Annotated in this window: 18 protein-coding genes, 1 other RNA gene and 1 pseudogene (1 of these 20 cut by a window edge); 8 read left to right on the top strand and 12 right to left on the bottom strand. The window is 46.5% G+C overall.

Features of this window, described 5'->3' with window-relative positions:
• The first annotated feature begins 2 nt into the window (after positions 1-2).
• The gene (locus COV52_08540; GenBank protein PIR10540.1) at positions 3-3,029 is read left to right on the top strand and encodes a type IV secretion protein IcmB; all 3,027 of its coding nucleotides are present in this window, start codon (positions 3-5) and stop codon (positions 3,027-3,029) included.
• Here the strand turns inward: COV52_08540 and COV52_08535 are convergent.
• From COV52_08535 to COV52_08505, 7 genes are all read right to left on the bottom strand, one after another.
• Positions 3,021-5,990, bottom strand: a complete 2,970-nt coding sequence (locus tag COV52_08535; protein ID PIR10539.1) for a hypothetical protein — start codon at positions 5,988-5,990, stop codon at positions 3,021-3,023. The two genes, COV52_08540 and COV52_08535, sit on opposite strands and share 9 nt — an antisense overlap.
• Positions 5,983-6,690 carry a hypothetical protein gene (locus COV52_08530; protein ID PIR10538.1) on the bottom strand — a complete coding sequence of 236 codons (708 nt, stop codon included), beginning with the start codon at positions 6,688-6,690 and terminating at the stop codon, positions 5,983-5,985. The genes COV52_08535 and COV52_08530 overlap by 8 nt, the downstream gene beginning before the upstream one ends.
• Before the next feature lie 97 nt (positions 6,691-6,787).
• The gene (locus COV52_08525; GenBank protein ID PIR10537.1) at positions 6,788-7,090 is read right to left on the bottom strand and encodes a DNA-binding transcriptional regulator Fis; all 303 of its coding nucleotides are present in this window, start codon (positions 7,088-7,090) and stop codon (positions 6,788-6,790) included.
• A gap of 164 nt (positions 7,091-7,254) precedes the next feature.
• Positions 7,255-8,139, bottom strand: coding sequence for a 50S ribosomal protein L11 methyltransferase (gene prmA / locus COV52_08520; protein ID PIR10536.1), 885 nt, complete (start codon positions 8,137-8,139; stop codon positions 7,255-7,257).
• Complete coding sequence (accC, locus tag COV52_08515; GenBank protein ID PIR10535.1) at positions 8,136-9,479, bottom strand: acetyl-CoA carboxylase biotin carboxylase subunit; 1,344 nt, start codon at positions 9,477-9,479, stop codon at positions 8,136-8,138. Before accC ends, prmA begins: the two co-directional genes overlap by 4 nt.
• 10 nt (positions 9,480-9,489) lie before the next feature.
• Entirely contained in the window at positions 9,490-9,951 is a 462-nt protein-coding gene (accB, locus tag COV52_08510) for an acetyl-CoA carboxylase, biotin carboxyl carrier protein (GenBank protein PIR10534.1), read from the bottom strand.
• Positions 9,938-10,396, bottom strand: coding sequence for a 3-dehydroquinate dehydratase (locus COV52_08505; GenBank protein ID PIR10533.1), 459 nt, complete (start codon positions 10,394-10,396; stop codon positions 9,938-9,940). The genes accB and COV52_08505 overlap by 14 nt, the downstream gene beginning before the upstream one ends.
• Positions 10,397-10,494: 98 nt before the next feature.
• Between COV52_08505 and COV52_08500 the strand changes: the two genes are divergently transcribed.
• The gene (locus COV52_08500) at positions 10,495-10,914 is read left to right on the top strand and encodes a sulfurtransferase (GenBank protein ID PIR10532.1); all 420 of its coding nucleotides are present in this window, start codon (positions 10,495-10,497) and stop codon (positions 10,912-10,914) included.
• A gap of 42 nt (positions 10,915-10,956) precedes the next feature.
• Positions 10,957-11,301, top strand: an RNA gene (gene rnpB / locus COV52_08495) — RNase P RNA component class A.
• Here the strand turns inward: rnpB and COV52_08490 are convergent.
• The 3 genes from COV52_08490 to COV52_08480 are packed head-to-tail and all read right to left on the bottom strand — an operon-like array spanning position 11,290 to position 13,194.
• Entirely contained in the window at positions 11,290-12,258 is a 969-nt protein-coding gene (locus tag COV52_08490) for a ferrochelatase (GenBank protein ID PIR10531.1), read from the bottom strand. The genes rnpB and COV52_08490 overlap by 12 nt on opposite strands.
• Positions 12,255-12,848 (bottom strand): NAD(P)H-quinone oxidoreductase, encoded by a 594-nt coding sequence (locus tag COV52_08485; protein ID PIR10530.1) that lies wholly within the window; start codon positions 12,846-12,848, stop codon positions 12,255-12,257. Before COV52_08485 ends, COV52_08490 begins: the two co-directional genes overlap by 4 nt.
• Before the next feature lie 7 nt (positions 12,849-12,855).
• Positions 12,856-13,194: an arsenate reductase (glutaredoxin) gene (locus tag COV52_08480; protein ID PIR10529.1), complete on the bottom strand. Its 339-nt coding sequence runs from the start codon at positions 13,192-13,194 to the stop codon at positions 12,856-12,858.
• Between COV52_08480 and COV52_08475 the strand changes: the two genes are divergently transcribed.
• Positions 13,194-14,474: a hypothetical protein gene (locus tag COV52_08475; GenBank protein PIR10528.1), complete on the top strand. Its 1,281-nt coding sequence runs from the start codon at positions 13,194-13,196 to the stop codon at positions 14,472-14,474. The two genes, COV52_08480 and COV52_08475, sit on opposite strands and share 1 nt — an antisense overlap.
• Here the strand turns inward: COV52_08475 and COV52_08470 are convergent.
• A complete protein-coding gene (locus COV52_08470) occupies positions 14,461-16,074 on the bottom strand; it encodes an NAD+ synthase (protein ID PIR10527.1) in 1,614 nt (537 codons plus the stop codon). The genes COV52_08475 and COV52_08470 overlap by 14 nt on opposite strands.
• Here COV52_08470 and COV52_08465 point away from each other — a divergent pair.
• Genes COV52_08465 through COV52_08455 form a run of 3 tightly spaced genes read left to right on the top strand, consistent with a single transcriptional unit; the run spans position 16,073 to position 17,466 of the window.
• Positions 16,073-16,624 carry a hypothetical protein gene (locus COV52_08465; GenBank protein PIR10526.1) on the top strand — a complete coding sequence of 184 codons (552 nt, stop codon included), beginning with the start codon at positions 16,073-16,075 and terminating at the stop codon, positions 16,622-16,624. The genes COV52_08470 and COV52_08465 overlap by 2 nt on opposite strands.
• A 34-nt stretch (positions 16,625-16,658) precedes the next feature.
• On the top strand, positions 16,659-16,991 hold the full coding sequence (locus COV52_08460; protein ID PIR10525.1) for a hypothetical protein: 333 nt from the start codon (positions 16,659-16,661) through the stop codon (positions 16,989-16,991).
• Entirely contained in the window at positions 16,978-17,466 is a 489-nt protein-coding gene (locus COV52_08455; protein PIR10524.1) for a hypothetical protein, read from the top strand. The genes COV52_08460 and COV52_08455 overlap by 14 nt, the downstream gene beginning before the upstream one ends.
• Before the next feature lie 287 nt (positions 17,467-17,753).
• On the opposite strand, the gene COV52_08450 is transcribed toward COV52_08455, so the two are convergent.
• Positions 17,754-18,062 carry a glyoxalase gene (locus COV52_08450; protein ID PIR10523.1) on the bottom strand — a complete coding sequence of 103 codons (309 nt, stop codon included), beginning with the start codon at positions 18,060-18,062 and terminating at the stop codon, positions 17,754-17,756.
• 63 nt (positions 18,063-18,125) lie between these two features.
• On the opposite strand from COV52_08450, the pseudogene COV52_08445 reads away from it, so the two are divergent.
• Positions 18,126-18,717: pseudogene (locus COV52_08445) on the top strand (hypothetical protein) (it continues 47 nt past the right edge of the window).

The following is an 18,717-nucleotide window of genomic DNA, read 5'->3' as shown; positions in this document are numbered from 1 at the left end:
CCGTGACTAGTTTCTTGGACCCTGTTTTTAATTCGATTGATTCTTTTTTTGCGTGGGTGAGCGCTTCTTTAAAGCAAACCACTGAATCGTATTGTGATCTTGAAACGGCTGACGATGAACATACTCTGGTTGCTTACGACGGCTCTTTAGTTACTCTGATTGAGTTTAATGGCATTACACACTTAATTGGTGTGGAAGAGTTTAAAACACTTCATCGGTCTTTATGCAATGCGTTGCAAAATAATTTGAAGCGAAGTGGGCATGCCCTGCAGGTTTTCTTTTCTTATGATAGAGACACGGTTATCAATCAAATTTCAGATATGTTAAAGCCCGCTGAAAACACCGCCAGGCGGCTTGAGCTCGACTTAGGCGATTTGTTTGCTGAGCGAAAAAACTATTTGTCACAATACTGTGCGGAGGAAAAAATTTTTTTCGCGCTTTGGACGCGCCCTGATACTTTGAGCGCAGAGCAATTCAAACGAGCGAGTAAAACTAAGTTAAAAGAATTACGCAAGTCAAAAATGCCGCCAATCACCAATGCTCAGAACTTAATGGCAAGCATTCCTGAACTTAGAGATGAGCATAACTCTTTTGTCCGGGCTGTTCAGAATGATTTGGATGCGATGAAAGTTGATTCTCGCACCTTAGAGGTTCATGAGGCTGTTCGTGAAATCCGAATGACAGTGGATTCAGATTTTACAGATCTTGGCTGGCGACCCGTATTGCCGGGCGATAAAATCCCTGTTCGAGATTTGAAGAAATCTGCGGGCGCAGTGTCTGATATTATGTGGCCTCCTTTGGGCAAGCAAATCATTCCTCGTGATGCTGAAAACGTTGACCTGCGGACTTGCCGCATCGGTGATCGAATATACTCCTCGGTTTTTATTGACTTGTTTCCTCAAGAAGTGCACGCCTTTAATAAGCTATTTCGTCGCGCGATTGCCAGTCGAGTGCCTTGGCGTATTTCGTATTTTGTTGAGAGTGATGGTTTGAAGGGTTTGACCTTCAAATCGACCTTAGCATCGATTTTAAGTTTCACCTCCCGTTATAATCGACTGATTAGCGATGCGGCTAATCTTTTAAGAAATATTGAGGTTAACAGTGATGATGCTGTCGTGCGTTTGCGCGTGGTGTTGACCACTTGGGCGCCTGAAGGTCAAATTTCTTTGTTACGATCAAGGGCTGCAGAGCTTGCTAAAGCTGTGCAGGGTTGGGGTAATTGTGAAACCTCTGAAAAATGTGGGGATGCTTTTGAAGGCGTGCTTTCCAGTGCATTGGCTGTGAATATGTCGCCAGCGTCAACGATTTCTGTGGCTCCTTTGAGTCAGGTGATTTACATGCTTCCATTTACGCGTCCAGCGTCTGCCTGGAAAGCGGGGGCGGTCATGCTTCGCTCACCTGATGGAAAGCCTTGGCCTTATCAGCCTGGTTCAAGCCAGCAAACGACATGGATTGATTTAACCTATGCGCGTCCTGGTTCGGGTAAGTCCGTGTTTTCGAACTCTATTAACCTGGGTTTGTGTTTGGCCCCTGGTATTCAAGCATTACCTCGTATAGCTATTATCGACATTGGCCCTTCGAGTAGTGGTTTGATCTCTTTGTTAAGGGAAGCTCTGCCTCGTAAAGACCGCCATATGGTGGCGTACCATCGTTTAGAAATGGCGCCTAGTTACTCAATTAACCCTTTTGATACACAGCTCGGGTGTCGAAAGCCGACGGCCACGGAACGTAGTTTCTTGGTGAACTTCTTAACGCTTTTGGCAACGCCACTCGGAGCTATTAAGCCATACGATGGTATGTCAGACATGGTCGGTTTGATTGTCGACGAGCTCTATGAATATTTTAGCGACGATAAAAGTGCGCGGGTTTATACCTCAGGTGTTGATGATGTGATTGATGGCGTGCTGCAAGAAATTGGTTTTGTCAGTGATGAGCACACAACCTGGTGGGAAGTGACTGATGCCTTGTTCATTGCAGGCTTTTCGCATGAGTCTATGATTGCACAACGTTATGCCATGCCATTAATGGCCGATGCGGCCTCGATTTGCCGTAGCCAACCGATTGAAGATTTGTATGGAAATGTGCGTACACCGACCGATGAAACCTTGGTGGGCGCCTTCAGTCGAATGATATCCAGTGCAGTTCGTGAGTACCCCATTCTTTCACGCGTCACGCAGTTTGATTTAGGTGAAGCTCGTGTCGTGGCGATGGACTTGGATGAAGTGGCTAAAAGCGGCGGTGATGCGGCTGATCGCCAAACGGCTGTCATGTACATGTTGGCACGCTATGTATTGGCGAAAAATTATTATCTCACTGAGGAAAGTATCGCTCAAATGCCTAAAGCTTACCAGAGCTACCATTTGACACGTGTTTCTGAAATTAAAGAGTCACCTAAGCGTATTGTGTACGATGAGTTCCACCGGACTTCAAAATCACAAGCGGTACGTGACCAAGTGATTGTGGATATGCGAGAAGGCCGTAAATGGAACGTGCAAGTTTCTTTGATTTCTCAGTCCTTAGAAGACTTTGGCTCTGTGATGGTTGAGTTCGCAACCTCTGTGTTTATTATGGATGCAGGCCCAGAGCAGGCGGTACAAAAATCTGCGCAAGTTTTCGGTTTGAGTGAAACTGCGATCACAGCGTTGCGCGATCGTGTACATGGTCCTAGAGAAGGTGGCGCTACTTTCTTGGCACAATTTTCAACGAAGCACGGCTCAAATACCCAGTTATTGACAAATACCATTGGCCCAATTGAGTTATGGGCTTTTAGTACCACCGCGGAAGATGCCAGCCTTCGTAACAAACTCTATAAGCAGGTCGGTCCTGCAGTTGCGCGTAGGATGTTGGCGAGATATTACCCTAATGGTTCGGTGCGTGACTTGGTTGAGGCCCGTTTGGCCGAGCTGCAAGAGGAAAAAGGCTTGATCGAAGAAGTGTCAGCCTTAAGCATTATTGATCAGCTTTTGGAAGAAGTCATGGCTCGCTACCAAGCCGATTCGGCTTTCCAAGCTGAGCTTGCCTCAAAATAAGCTGTCGGGTGCTTGGAAATGGCTAAAGCGCCCGATATCTAAAGGGTTTTCTGTGCTGTTAATATGCAGTTTAAGTTCGAGTTCGGGCACGTCAGCATTGTTTTGATTAAACACCACGCGCCACGCGTGTTTGCTGATGTTTGTGAATTGCCCTGTGTTCATTAGTTCAAGCAAGCCCCAGAAACCCTGCGTGTTAGAGCGGTATTGTTTTCCATTCACATCCACAAAGCCTATGCTCGCTTGGGCATTGTCAGTGTTGTTTGGCCAATCTAGATATTGCATTTTCATCATATTTTTGGCGTTGAATGTGATGGCTTGTCGGCCAAGTTGTAAAGCAATATCGCGGATGTTGCCATCTTGACTACCGGGTTGTAAACCAATGTGTAAAGAAGGGTGCTCGTGATTGTTGAAGTAGAGCGCTTGGATTTTTTTAGCCTGTTTGAATTGATTCAGTGCCTCATTGCTGAAGTCTAGGCTCACACCGTCACGGGCCTTTAGGCTTGGATCTTTACTATTTTCGTTGATAAAAGGCTGCATATTATCTTCGTAGAATTTTAGCAGCAGGCCGTGGGGTTTGAAGAAATGCGTGAAAGCGGCTTCGCTGACTTTATCGTTAGCCTGCGGATTAAAAGGATAGAGGTTGGCAATGGACTGCTGGTAAAACGGAAGGACATTGCTTTGCCATTGATCTGAAATTGATTGCTGAGCGCCTTGCATGAGTTGTTGCCAGCATTGCGTGATAAGAGGAGCGATCCAGTCATTCAGTGGCTTGGGTAGAGCGGGTGCTAAGTTAAAGAGTTTTTCAAGCGCGTCTAAACTTTCAGTGTTGTAAAATCGCTGTTTCACAAATGCCAGTGCGGCACTATTTTGATCATTTGCAGTTTGAATCGGGCTCAGCGAATTGGCCAGTGCATTAAGGTTTGTTTGCAAGTCATTGGCTTGCTTGCTTTTGATAAAGTTTTTTAAGGTTTGAAGTTCATGGTTGAGAGTGACAGTTTTGGGTAGGTTGCTATCAAGTAAGTTGAGCAGTGACATTAAAGCTGAGTGTTCGCCGCTGAGTCGTGTAATGTTTTCGAGTGTTGAGTTAAGATCCTTGCCTTGCTCAAAACTGATGCTATTGATGAAGCCTGACCAATAATAATTATAATTGGCGCTGTAAAGTTTCTGCATACTGCTCGCAATAGATTGTTCATCACCCTCCGGTGTCAGACGACCTAAAACGGCATTGCCGTTTTGCGCAGCTTGAATAAAGGGGGCGATAAATGCATTATTCCACTGATTTGCGATCTGTGCAGTGTAAAGTTTCGGCACGCTGAAATTATCACCTTGATAGTGAAATAAGCCTTTCGTTAAAGGATCTTTGTTAAACTTCACCGTCATTTCGGTATCAAAATCTTGGTGACTGGCTAGTAGTATAAAGGCGAGTTCTGCTTTGGGCAGAGATCTGAAATAATTTCGTGTAGCGTCTAATGGCACACCTTTAAGCGGCAAGCTTATTTCATGTTGGCTCAGTGCTTGAAGAAAAGCTTTTTGCTCATGCGTATCTTTGAGTAAATCGGGTATCGGGCCTAACGGGCTCAGGGTGTTGAGTAGTTGCTTAAAGCCATCGTTGTCAAGTTTGCTTGCTGAAAGCAGTGAGTAATCTTTAAGTACGCGGTATCGCGCGATATCTGAAACATTGTTTTGAAGCCCCTGCTTAATTAACGTGAGTAAAGGCGGTAGAAACTCTGAGCGCAACGCATGAAGGTGACTTGTGTGTACAGCCTCTGTCAGTTGATCGCCAGCACCAAAGGCTCTTGAGCCTTCAAGTGTTTTGTGAATAGTATTAATTTCGTCGAAGTTTGTGGTATTCGGTGCAGGGGCTTGAGATTGTGCGATTTCAGCGCTCACCAGTTGCAGTTTTTCTTCTCGTTGACTGGCTTGATAGGCAAATATAAAAGAAGACAGTAATACAATCAAAAGTCCTGTGAGAACGCTGTTTCGCATGATATGAAAATTGTGAATTTTTCTGGCATATGACGTTTCGCAACTTATATTGCTTAAAAGATCATGTATAAAATAGCTTTTGGCTCGTTCGCTGTAGTGTTTTTGCAATGCTTCGAGACTTAGGTGGGTCGAATGTGATTCGGCTAAAGCTGCGGTAAAGTAAAGTCCTTGAACTTGGTAATATTTTCTAAGTTTTGATGTTGCGATGGTGAAGAAGTGGCTAACGCAGGGCGATAGCTCGGCAAACTGTTCGCAAAATTGAAATAGTTTGTGGGCCTTTTCATGGTTGATTTGAGTGAGGCGTGATAAGAACTGTGTGTGCAAGCGCTGTTGTAAGTCTTTGAATTCAAGATTGGCCTGGCGGTTTAAGGCTTGATTGGGGTTAAAATGCATGCCCCACATTTGCTGGCGTTCGTGTTGATGGTAATCTTCGAAAAAATCATTGAAGCCTTCTAGTCGATCTATTTTGTTGATGATGAAATAAAGCGGGATGCGTTGCTTAAAGGCATTTCGAATCGTTTGTAAGCGATGACTTAAGGTTTTGAGTAGCGCTTTGTGTTGTTCGTTTTGCTTGAGCTCATCAAGACTTAAAACAATGACGATACCATCGAGCTTTTTTTGAAAGCTGTAGCGTTTAAGTAAACGAACAAAGTGTTTCCAGAGTGCTTTGTGTTTTGTGCTTAAGTAGCTTGAGGGGGTGTCTATAAAAACGGCTTCTTTGGTTACCCACCAGTTGTGTTCATATCTCTTGGTTTTTTCGGGGTGTTTTCTTGAGAGTAAATAGGGTAGCTCTGAGCGTTGAAGTAAGGCGCTTTTGCCAGTGTTTTCACTGCCCATCACAATAAACCAATGTGCGTGTTCTAAAGAAAGTTCGCTGCCGTGCTTGTTCACGTGTTGTTTGCGAAGAAAGCTTGCGCCCGCGATGAATTGCTGCCTCAGTGTTTTGATCGCTTGTTTTAGCTCGTGTTTATTCATGGCTAGTTGATTCCGACTCCGAGGTGCTGCTCATCGTTTGTAGGTGGCTTTCTACACTGCGTTCATTGCTGGCAATGACCCAGGCAAAGCTTGCCAGTATGCCGAGTATTAAAATAGCGCAGATCAGAACGCTCATGACCATGGTCAGTCGGGCGTGTTGCGCCAGTGTTCTCGACTTAGGTTTGGGGCGCGGTTTGGATAGCCGCGTATTATATTCACCGTGTGCTTCACGAATGCTGACAAGCAGTGCGTGGGCTTCTTGGTGCTCAAGCAAATCAAAGTGTGGGTCGAAAGCTTGGCATAGTGCGAGAAGTTCTAGAATATCGATAAATGCGCGAGGCATTTTTTGCATGCCACGTAAGAGAGCGCCTGCATTGGCCTGCATTTTGCTGTACTGAGGCAAGGTCGAGCTAATGGCATGTTTATTTCCTGGGAAGTATGAGTCCAGATAACGAGCCAATATAAACTCCGCAAGTAGGGCTGTCTGCTCTGAATAATGTGATTTTAAGCTATCATTGAAGAATGCCTTAAGACACTCTATGGCCTGTAGTTTCGCGTAGATGGGTTCATTTGTGGGTTTGAATTGAAAAATGTTTCTGGCTAAACCGGCTAAGCTATCATGGCTTAGACTGGGTTTGCTTGGGCATCGTAACGCTTCCAGTGCCTGTTGGGCTTTGACTGAGGCGATGTCGATATCCATGGCATCTCGCAGAGTGGGTTAAAACCGGTTACACGAGTATATAGAGAAAATAAAAAAGGGGCTATATGTGATAGCCCCTAATGCAGTTAGCAATAACTTAAGCAATAACGTCTTTGATGCGACCTTCCATGCCGTAAATTTTTAGCTTTTTGCGCAATGTACCACGGCTAAGCCCCATGATTTTGGCGGCTTTTGATTGATTGCCGCGAGTGTATTTCAATACACACTTCAACATAGGCACCTCCACCTCTGCCATGACCATGTCGTAAACGCCGCTAGGGGTTGTGCCACCCAATTGGCTGAAGTATGTCGACAAGGCGTGATTAACACTTTCGTTTAGGGGCTGTTTTTCAGCCACATCAGTGTTAGCGACGGGGTTCATTACATTTAAGTTTTCCATGATTAACTCTCTCTTTTGTCAAGTTGATTTGATAACCGATATTATTCTCAGCCCTGTTCTACGTGCAGGCGCTTAAAAGCCAAGCTTTCGATCAATTTATGATCAATCAAGCGATGGTCATTATATCACCAAGATTGAGGCTCACAAGCAAAAAATGCTCTTTTTTAAGACTTTTTTAAGATTAGAGCGATCCACTCATCGCGCTGTAGGACTTCACTTACGATGGCTTCATTTTTATAATGACTTAGGACGGAGGGGCTCTGTTCTTCAAGCAGGCCTGACAAAATCAAATAACCCTGAGGTTCGCACAGTTTGAGCAGGGTGGGCGCAAGGTCGATGAGTACGGGCGCGAGAATATTGGCCAAAATGATTGGGCAATTTGGCGGTGTTTCGGCCTCGCAATGGCGGATATCAAAAGCTTCCGGCACGGCGATATCGTTGAGCGCAGCATTTTGGGCGGCACAGACCAGGGCGGTTTCATCAATATCCACGCCGCAGGCCTTCTTAGCGCCAAGCATCAGTGCGCTCAGGCCAAGAATGCCGGATCCGCAGCCATAATCGACAACAGCTTGCCCGGGCTTGAGCACTCGGGTCAGGGCTTCAAGGCAAAGTGCCGTGGTGGCATGACTGCCGGTGCCAAACGCCATCCCCGGATCAATATAAAGCGAGGGCTGGGGGTCCGTGTCATGTTTATCCCAAACAGGTCTGATCCATAGGCGGTCAGCAATCGAAATAGGTTGGAAATGCTGGCGAAAGCTCGTTTGCCAATCCTGGTCCTCATGGCAACTTAGGGTGCCGTTGTCTGGTGGTATACCCTGTGCTTCGTATAAGGCCTGTAAGGCGGATTCAGGTGGCTTTGTCGTGAAAATAGCCTGCAGTGTCACGGTGTCGGGCAAGGGGTGTGTGTCGTCTTTGTTACTGACAAGCAAACCTGCTTGGCTTTTTAATACCGTGACTGTGTCGGCACCCAGGGTATCAAATAAATAGTCTTCAACAGCCTGGGCGTGCTCTGATTTTAATGCCCCGATGGCAAGTTGGTAGTAGCTCATTTTGCCATGAAGACCTGTTCCAGGTAGTGGATATTGGTTTCACCTTGCTGAAAACCAGGGTCTTTTAGAAGCTTTTGATGCAGCGCAATGTTGGTTTTAATGCCCTCAACGTGAATTTCATCGAGTGCATTTCGCATGCGTGCCATCGCAAATTCACGGGTTTCGCCGTAAGCGATCACTTTAGCAATTAGGGAGTCATAATGCGGCGGTACGGTGTAACCAGAATATAAGTGTGAATCCATGCGAATACCCGGGCCGCTGGGTGGGTGATAAAATGTCACCGTACCTGGTGAAGGCAAGAATTTTTCGGGGTCTTCGGCGTTGATGCGACACTCAATAGCATGGCCTCTCAGTTTAATGTCGCTTTGCTTGTAGCTTAAAGGTCGCCCAGCGGCAATGCGGATTTGTTCTTTAATAATGTCAACACCGGTGACCATTTCGGTGACGGGGTGCTCAACTTGGACACGGGTGTTCATTTCGATGAAGTAAAAATGGCTGTTTTCGTAGAGAAACTCAAAGGTGCCGGCGCCCTTGTAGTTCATGGCGATGCAAGCATCAACACAGCGCTGGCCAATCTCATTACGCTGTGCTTCGCTAATGCCGGGTGCTGGCGCTTCCTCGATGACTTTTTGGTGGCGACGTTGCATAGAGCAATCGCGCTCGCCCAGATGTATGGCTTGGCCGTGACCGTCGGCGAGCACTTGAATTTCAATGTGTCGTGGGTTGGCCAGGTATTTTTCCATGTAAACCGTGTCGTTACCAAACGCGTTGCGCGCTTCAGTGCGTGTGGTGTCGATAGCCTGAATGAGGTTTTCAGCTTTATGCACGACACGCATGCCCCGACCACCCCCGCCGCCTGAGGCTTTGATTAAAACGGGATAGCCAATTTTTTCGGCAAGTTCAAGGTTGGCTTGTTTGTTTTGGCCCAGTGCGCCTTCGGAGCCAGGCACGCAAGGCACGCCTAACTTAATCATATTGCGTTTGGCTTCGACTTTGTCGCCCATCATGCGAATGGTTTCGGCATCGGGTCCAATAAAGGTAAAACCGCTGTGAGCGATTTGTTCGGCAAAATCTGCATTTTCAGCGAGAAAACCATAACCTGGGTGTATGGCATCGGCATTTGTGATCTCTGCGGCGCTGATGACGGCAGGGATGCTCAGGTAGCTGTCGCCGGCAAACGCAGGACCGATGCAAACGGTTTCATCGGCGAGTAGAACGTGTTTTAAATCGCGGTCAACGTCTGAATGTATGGCAACGGTTTTGATGTTGAGCTCTTTACAGGCACGCAAGATGCGCAATGCAATTTCGCCACGGTTGGCAATCAAGACTTTTTTAAACATGTGATGTTTCCTAGTGTTCTTCTATCACAAACAAGGTTTCGCCGTATTCTACAGGTTCACCGTTTTCAACCAAGCGCGCAACCAGCTTGCCTGACACATCGGCTTCGATTTGGTTAAACATTTTCATGGCTTCAACGATACAAAGCACATCACCTTTGTTCACGTGTTGGCCGACGTCGACAAACACGGGAGCTTCGGGCGAGGCTGAGGTGTAGAATGTGCCGACCATCGGAGATTTGACTTCGTGCCCAGAGAGGGCCGCGTTTTTGGGTTCTTCAGTGTTTGCTGTTGGTGCAGGTGTTGCGGCTGGCGCTTGTGATACCGGCATCGGTGCTGGTGGGACTGCGTAGTGCATAGGTGAAGACACGCCACGGCTAATGCGCACGGACTCTTCGCCTTCTTTGATTTCAATTTCGGCGACGCCTGTTTCGTCGATGAGCTCAATTAATTTTTTAACTTTACGAATGTCCATGTATTACCCCTTGTTGGTCGGTTAAATAGTGTTTGGCATGCTCTAATGCTTTGTAATACGAATCGGCGCCATGGCCTTGATAGGTGGCTATGGCGATATCTGAAAAGTAGGAATGCTGTCTAAAATCTTCACGTGTACGGATGTCGCTTAAGTGGATTTCAATGAAAGGCGTCTGTGTGGCCAGTAGGGCATCTCGGAGTGCGATGCTGCTGTGCGTAAAGGCCGCTGGATTGAATAGGATGATTTGGGTGCTATCATCCAAGGTTGCTTGAATTCGGTCGATTAGAACATGCTCAGCGTTGCTCTGCAAGCAGACAATGTCGCAGCTTGAGAGGGATTTGAGTTTCGTGTTAATCTCCTCAAGCGTTGTGTGGCCGTAAACACTGGGTTCGCGTCGTCCCAGCAGGTTAAGGTTGGGGCCGTGTAATACCAGGATGCTTGCCATTGAGAGTGCCTTTAACGAATGAGTCGAGTGTAGGGTAATTTTTTTTTATGTGCAAGTTCGGCGACGTTATAGGCAAGTTTTAGCAAAAAGGAGTAGAAATGAGCCAGATATCACCAGAGTTCCAAGTGTTATGTGATCAAGCCAGGTCCCGCGTACAAGAAATCACCATCCAGGAGCTGAATCGACGGATTTCAGAGACGGATGAGGCTTTGACCATCCTGGATGTTCGTGAGGATTATGAGTGGGATGAGGGCCGCATCTTCGGCGCTGTGCACTGTGGTCGAGGTCTGTTGGAATTTATGATTAATAAATTATTGCCTGACACCTCAGTTAACATCGTCGTCTATTGCCGCAGTGGAAACCGTTCTTTGTTGGCGGCCGATCGCCTCAAGCAGCTCGGTTATACCCATGTGGTTTCCTTGCAAGGGGGTATCACCGCTTGGGCGGAGGCGGGCTATGCCGTCGATGGCGAGGTTTTAGACGACGAACGCCAACTGGCGATGCTGAAAAGCGAGTAAGCTTGTACTTTGCGCTTGACTGATTTGTGGTATGATCCCGCCCGAGCTAGCTAAGCAGTCGCGTGAAACATCCGTTTCTCGAGGAAAGTCCGGGCTCCGCAGGGCAGGGTGCCAGATAACGTCTGGGGGGCGCAAGCCTACGGAAAGTGCCACAGAAAATATACCGCCTGGCGATTGTTGGGTAAGGGTGAAATGGTGCGGTAAGAGCGCACCGCGCTGCTGGCAACAGCAGTGGCAGGGTAAACCCCACTCGGAGCAAGACCGAATAGGAATCTATCAGGCGCGGCCCGCGCTAGATTCGGGTAGGTTGCTTGAGCGCACGGGCGACTGTGCGCCTAGATAAATGACTGCTCACGACAGAACCCGGCTTATCGGCTAGCTCTTTAATTTCTCTGCCAGTTTTGCAATCCACTGTTCAGAAGCATTTAAAGCAGGCACCAGGGAGAATGTCCCGCCGGTCATGGTTTCCCAATCAGCCTTTAGGCTTATGCCGATTTCTTCTAATGTTTCTAGGCAATCAGCCACAAACGAAGGGCAGCACACAGCGAGATTTTTTACGCCTTGGTCGGCCAGTGTTTTGAGTGTGTCGCTCGTATAAGGTTCAAGCCAGGGTAATTTTCCGAGTCGCGATTGAAAGCTTGTGGAATAGCCACCTTTTTCGAGTTCGAGCTTTTCTGCAATCAAACGAGAAGTTTCTTCGCACTGAAAACGATAGCTGCTGCTGGGTTGTAAGCTTTCGGTTTCTTTGATCAACTTTTCTTCGGCGCGCACAGGTAAACCATGGTAACTAAAAAGTAAGTGGTCGTAAGTTTGTTCGCTTAAGTTTTTGCGAAGGTGTTCACCCATGGCATCAACATAAAAACTTTCTGTGTAAAAGTGATGAATGATATTAATGCTCGGTAGGTACTCGCGTGATTTAAGTGCCTCAAGTGCGGCTTCAATGGCGGTTCCACTGCTGGACGATGCATATTGCGGGTAAAGCGGTAAAATCGTGAGTTCCTCGCAGGGCAACAGATCGCGCAAAGCATCGGTAATTGATGGCTTGCCATAGCGCATACCCAGTGCAATATTCGCCTCTGGCAATAGGGGTTTGAGTTTTTCACATAAGGCTTCTGAGTTCGTCAACAAGGGTGAGCCTTGATCTGTCCAGATAGTTTGATAGGCGTGTGCTGATTGCTTTGAGCGAAATGGGGCGATAATACCTTTAACCAGCAAGCTTCTTGCAAGGTAAGGCAAGTCAATGACGCGACGGTCCATTAAAAATTCACGAAGGTAACTCGCGACATCTTTACGTGTTGGAGAGGTTGGTGTGCCAAGGTTAATCAGTAAAATGCTTTCTTTCATACGCTGAGTTTTTTCGCAAGCTCCGCGAGACGTTTACCTTGTGCAATGCATAAACGTTTTTCATCGGGGCTAATGGATTTTTTGCCGTCAGTGCCGGAATGATTCGAGCTGCCATAGGGTGTGCCGCCACTTTCTGTGGTGTTTAAACTACTTTCTGTGTAGGGAATGCCGGCAATCAAGCAGCCGTGATGCAATAAAGGCATCATCATCGTCAGCAGTGTTGTTTCTTGGCCGCCATGCAGTGAGGCAGTAGAGGTAAAGACGCTAGCCGGCTTATTGACTAGGCTGCCTTTGGCCCAAAGTTCAGCAGTACCATCCCAGAAATATTTCATCGGTGCGGCCATGTTACCAAAACGTGTTGGACTGCCAACAATAATGCCATCGGCTTGAACAAGATCTTCTAGGGTTGCATAGGGTGCGCCATGTTCGGGTACTTCGGCCTCTGTTTTTTCAGGGTTTGGGCTGACGGTCGGCACGGTGCGAACAATAGCGTTGGCGCCTTCAACTGACTCAACACCTTCTGCAATGTATTGCGCCATTTTTTGAACGTGGCCATTTCGTGAGTAGTATAACACCAAGATATTCATCAGCTTTTCCTTAAATAATGTCTAATAGTTTTTCGGGTGGGCGCGCAACCACGGCGGCCTTATCAGTTTCGACCACGGGGCGCTCCAGTAAGATCGGTTCTTCACAAATGGCAGCAAGTCTTGCTTCAAAAGGAAGGGTTTTGATGGATTTGTATGCCTCTTCATTTGTGCGAAATAATGTTTCTTTATCATCACCCAACTTTTCTGCTAGTGCTTTCAGTGTGTTAAGGCTAGGGGGTGTTTTAAGATATTCAATCACGGTAACGTCGAGGCCGCGGGCGACTAGCAAGGCTAGGGCTTCGCGCGATTTTGAACAACGTGGGTTGTGGTATAGCGTGACAGTTTTCAATGTCGGTCCCTCGTGCTAGATTAGTCCAAAGGATTTTAAAGGCTCCTATGATGAAAAGCCAGCGACTTCGAAACTTCCAGCGAAACCTTATTGGATTCTCTCAGGGCGCAACACGTATTTTGCGCCGGATTTTTAGTGAAGGTTTTACCCATACAGCAGGTAGTTTGACCTATACCACTATTTTAGCGATTGTGCCGGTCACCATTGTTTCTGTGATGGTGCTCTCTGTGTCGCCGATTTTCCAAAAAATGATTGTTGAGGTGCAGGCCTTTTTAATTAAAAACTTCGTGCCTGAAGTCGGTGAGGTGATTCGAGATAATCTTGGCGTGTTCGCGGCTCAAGCTGAGCGTTTACCGCTACCTGGAATAGCGTTTTTATTTGTCTTGGCTGTTTTGATGCTATTGATCATCGAGAAAGCCTTCAATGCGATCTGGCGTGTGCCGGCTAGGCGAAAGGGCCTGTCGGCTTGGTTGCGCTATATTCTCATCATTGCCTTGTCGCCTATTTTTATTGGTGTGAGTATTTGGGCAACCACGCATTTAATTTCTGCGCCTTTTCTAGGAAATCAAGGTGGTTTGGGCATTTCGTCATTGCTGGTGTCGATCTTACCGTTTATGCTAACGGTTGTGGGGTTTACGGTGTTATATGTGATTGTGCCAAATTGCCGTGTGCCCTGGCGTTTTGCATTTTTGGGGGCACTGATTGCAGCTGTGGCCCTTGAAATCGCTAAAAAGATTTTTGTGTTTTATATGACACAGTTTCCGACGTACAAAATCTTGTATGGCACTTTGGCAGCTATTCCTATCTTTCTTTTGTGGATCTTTATTTCATGGATGATCATTTTGATAGGTGCTTTGGTCTCAAATGAAATGACCTGGCATCACTTTCGGAAAAAACAGGCTTTTCAGGGTAATTCTGCATTTTCATCGACACTGAATTGGTTGTTTATACTGTGGGAGGCTAAAAAGAAAGGTAAAAGTGTTGCCTATGCCAGGCTTTACGCTTCAGCAGCCCAAAATCATTTGATTTCCCCTGATGTCCAGCTGTGCGCTTTAATTGAGGCGAAGTTGGTTAAATTACTCCGTAATTCACAAGTCATTTTGGCCTGTGACTTGGATGAGTACACCATTAAACAACTTTATCGCGATATGCCTTGGAAAGTTTCGATGGAAACGCTTTCAGGCTTTGATGCGATTATGACCGACAATCTTGCTAAGATGCGAGAAGACATCGAGATGACCTTGGATGTGCCTTTGGCGCGACTATTCACTGATCGCTGAATAGGCGAATGAATCCTGAGGTGATCGGGTAACGTCGATTGCGGCCAAAGGCACGCTTGGTAATGCGAATGCCTGGCGCAGCTTGGCGTCGTTTGTATTCATTGATTTGAATGAGTCGCAGCACTTTTTTTACTATCTCTGCATCATAACCTTGTTTGATGATGGCTTCACAGCTTAAGTCATCTTCCACAAAGGCTTTAATGATGACATCCAATATTTCATAAGGAGGAAGGCTATCTTGGTCTTTTTGGTTGGGTGCAAGCTCTGCTGATGGCTCGCGAGTGATTACCCGTTCAGGGATGATTTCTTTATCACGGTTTACATGGCGGGCTAATTTGTACACTACCGTTTTATACACGTCTTTTAACACGGCAAAGCCGCCGGCCATATCGCCGTATAAGGTCGCATAACCCACGGCCATTTCACTCTTGTTACCGGTTGTCAAAACAAGCTTGCCTGTTTTGTTCGATAAGGCCATGAGCAGGGTCCCACGAATACGCGCTTGGATGTTTTCTTCAGTAATATCGGGTTTATAGTTTTCAAAGGGTTCCGCTAATGCACTTAAAAAAGCATCGAAGCAAGGTTTTATCGGCAAAACACTGTGAGTGACGCCCAGTGAGTCCACTTGTTTTATCGCATCTTCGTTGCTTATGTCGGCTGTGTATTGCGAAGGCATGAGTACCGCGTGGACACGTTCGGCGCCAAGTGCATCAACAGCAATCGCTAATGTGAGGGCTGAGTCGATGCCGCCAGATAGCCCGATAATGGCCCCAGGAAAACCATTTTTGTTAATGTAATCACGAGTGCCAGTGACTAGACCTTGATAAATTAAATCCAATGGGTCTGGTTTTTGGTAGGGTTTGTGCTCAACCCCGTCGTGACTGTGTTTTAAGAAAATGATTTCTTCTTTGAAGGCGGGCGCTTGATAGCATAACTCGCCTTTTTCAGAGACAGCCATGGATTGGCCGTCAAATAAAAATTCATCCTGACTGCCAACATAGTTCACGTAATAAATCGGCAGCTGGCTGATTTTGGCATTGTGTCTCAATATGTTGATGCGAACGTCTTGTTTATCAAAGCGAAATGGTGAGGCATTGGTGCTTAAAATGCATTGAGCGCCGGCGTTTTTTGCTTGTATAATATTCTCATCATGCCAAAGATCTTCGCAAATCAATAAACCGAGCTTCACGCCTTTGTGTTCAACGACCACGCTGTCTTTACCTTCACAGAAGTAGCGCTTTTCATCCAGTAAACCTTCATTGGGTAAGCTGTGTTTGAAATATTCTGCAATAATTTTGCCGTTTCTCACCCAGCCTGCTGTGTTGTAGCGCTTGCCGTTGCGTAGGCAAGGATACGTTAAAATCACATCGATTTCGGTGAAGTGCTTTGCCAGCGCTTGGGCAGTGTTGTCGGAAAGCTCGATAAAATCATGGCGTAACAGTAGGTCTTCAGGCGGGTAGCCGCTGATTGCAAGCTCTGGGCAAACCATGATGTCAGCGCCTTGCTTAGCCGCTGTTTCATAGGCCTGCAAAATTTTTTTGGCATTGTCATCGGTTGCCCCAACGGTGAGGTTAAGTTGAGCCAGTGCAATATTGAGCATGGTGAAGCTCCAAATGATAGATGTGCGCAGTCTAGCGCTGAAACAAAGGAGGAACAAGGTGTCGCAGAGAGGTTTTAGTTTGCTTGAGTTGATGGCCGTGATTTTTTTAATGGCGCTTGGTGCGACATTTTCTTGGCGAACAATAGCGTCTATCAAAAACACGATGGCTGTTTCACAATTAAGCGGAGAGCTGCATTCGGCTGTGAGTTTAGCAAAGACGCGCGCTTTGTTGGGCTACCGTGTGATTTTGTGCCCGAAGGGCTCTGGTGCTGGCTGTGGCCAGGACTGGTCTTGCGGTTTTCAGTTGATAGAGGGAGAGCAGGTATTGCGAGTTTATGCTGTGCCGAAAGCTCTGCACTTATACTGGAGCGGTTTTCCTGCGAGACAGCGAATCATTTTTTCTGACAATGGGCTGATGTTTCAGCAAAATGGACGCTTTATATTTTGTGCGTCGACAGGCGCGGGCGGTGTCGTGACACTAAATCGTGTTTTTCAATTATATGGGGTGACAGGGACTGAAAAAACTCGACTGATCCGAAAATTCTGCTAACATGCTGCGCAAATTATAAGCAAGATTTTGGCATATGAAGTTTAAACCTTTATTTTTTTTGGGTGTATTGTTAATCAGTTTAAAAGCGCAGGCGGCGGAGAGCTTGGGGCAGGTGGCTGATAACTTTATGGTCCCTCTGGATTTTTTTCGTCGATCCATGACCGGTATGGGCGTGGTGCTCGGTATATTTTTTTGTTTCTCGGCAGTGCTTCGTTTTATCCGTTATCGGGAAAATCCTCAAGAGCAACCGATCGGTAATGCTATTGCCTACCTACTTGTCGGCTTGGCTTTTTTCGTTTTGACCTTGTCATACCATTATGCGATGATGGCCGACGCTACTTTTGGGATGAGAGATGTTGTTGAGTAGGTTTTTAAAAAGGTCTTTGCTGATTTTGTTGCCTCTGTGCTTGGCAGCTTGCCATGATCACAATCGCTATACCTATTTCATGTCGAATCATGAGGTCTTAGGCCAGGCTGTCACAAATTGTGGCGTCTCCCAAAGCGCTTATTGTAAAGATGCCCGCGCAAGCTTGAAGGCCTTAAAAGATTTTTCATCGCTAGCGATTCAAAATCGCCAAGTGTTTGAGCAAGTCCAATCTGCCGGCAGCATCCAGTCACTCTCGCCGGATCTCAAAGCACAATTAATGGCTGCTGAGACGGATGCAGAAGTATTGTTCGGCCAACATATCAGTCTCGCCCAAGTTAAATTGGCTGATCTGCAAGAACATTTGCGCAAAGCACCTGCAAATCAAAAAGCCGCGCTTAATGCGGCAATTGATCATCAAGAGCGTTTGATCAAGGCGATGTATGCTATTGCTTGGCTAAACAATCCCGAAGGCTAGCTAAAAACAATCACGCCGTCGATAAACTGAGCAAAATTCTTCTCGCAATGCTCATTTATATCTCAATAAACTCCGCTTGCTCGTCAAATTTTGCTACGTTTCTCTTAGTCGTGTTTGCTTTTAGTTTTTCCTTGTTAAGCTTCGTTGCTCATTGATGTTTTAAGTAAACTGCGCTGCGGTACTCGAAAATGAGTAAGCTAGCACGCATCATAGCGAGTGTGAGTGACTTCTAGTGCCTGTTAGGGTGAGGTTATACTGCGTTACAATGCTCGAGAATGAAGTGGCTTTTAATCTTTGGCAACCAGCTCAACGACGTTACCAAAAGGATCGCGGATGTAGCGAGATTCTGTGTTGTCGCGGTGATTTTTTAAAGGACCTTCGATATTGGCTCGGTTGACTTCAAAGGCGATGTGGGGGGGGTGCTGGTGAGCAAGCACGAAAGCGAGCTTGATGTTCTCATACTTTAATATTGCCCAGGTATCATCCTGGTAGTCGATCTCGCCGCCAAAGTGACTTTGGTACCAATCAATAGCCGTTTGAATGTCATCTACGCTGATGGCGATGTGGTGAAGATGTGTGCTTGGTTTTTTGTTCATACAGCTTGCTTGGCTTGTTTCTGCGTCGAAGTGTAGCATGTTTTATAAGAGCTCTACAGACAGATGAATAGGGGTGATGGCTTTTTTGCCCTAAGCTCTTTGGTGTATTGTGCATCAGTGGGATTTTTGGTAGATTGTGCAAAATTTTGGCGATCAAGAAGTATGTCCAAGCGTATAAAATTCAGCCTTATTTGGGTTTTGTGTTCGGCGTTCATGTTATTGCTGGGTGCTTGTGTTCCTATGCCTCAACAGCCTAATTTAACGCCTTTGCAGATACAGGCTATGCAATCGCACACTTTTCGTGAAAGTCGCTTAAAAGTGTTTAATGCCACAGCCAATGCCTTAGAGAATATGGGGTATACCATTAAGAATAGCAACGCAGCTGGCGGCTATGTCAATGTCGAGGGTTCCGCCCACAGCGAACAGGTTCCTGACGGGGGTTTTAATTGGCATGGTATGGATGTGTGTGTTTCAAGTGATAATTGCGGTCAAAACCTCGATGAGGTCACAGTGAAGCCTGTCGGTAATGTCACTGTTACGTCGGCCGGTCAGGGGCGAACGGTTGTGCGTTTGAATTTTACAAATAAGCAAAAAACCTCAAGTTCGCGTGGCCAGTCTAGCGAGGATGATGAGCAAATATTAGACCCTGGTTTTT

This window comes from Gammaproteobacteria bacterium CG11_big_fil_rev_8_21_14_0_20_46_22, assembly GCA_002796245.1.
Lineage (GTDB): Bacteria > Pseudomonadota > Gammaproteobacteria > UBA12402 > UBA12402 > 1-14-0-20-46-22.
The sequence above is the reverse complement of the archived record's forward strand: the minus strand, read 5'-3'. Positions and strand labels throughout refer to the sequence as shown.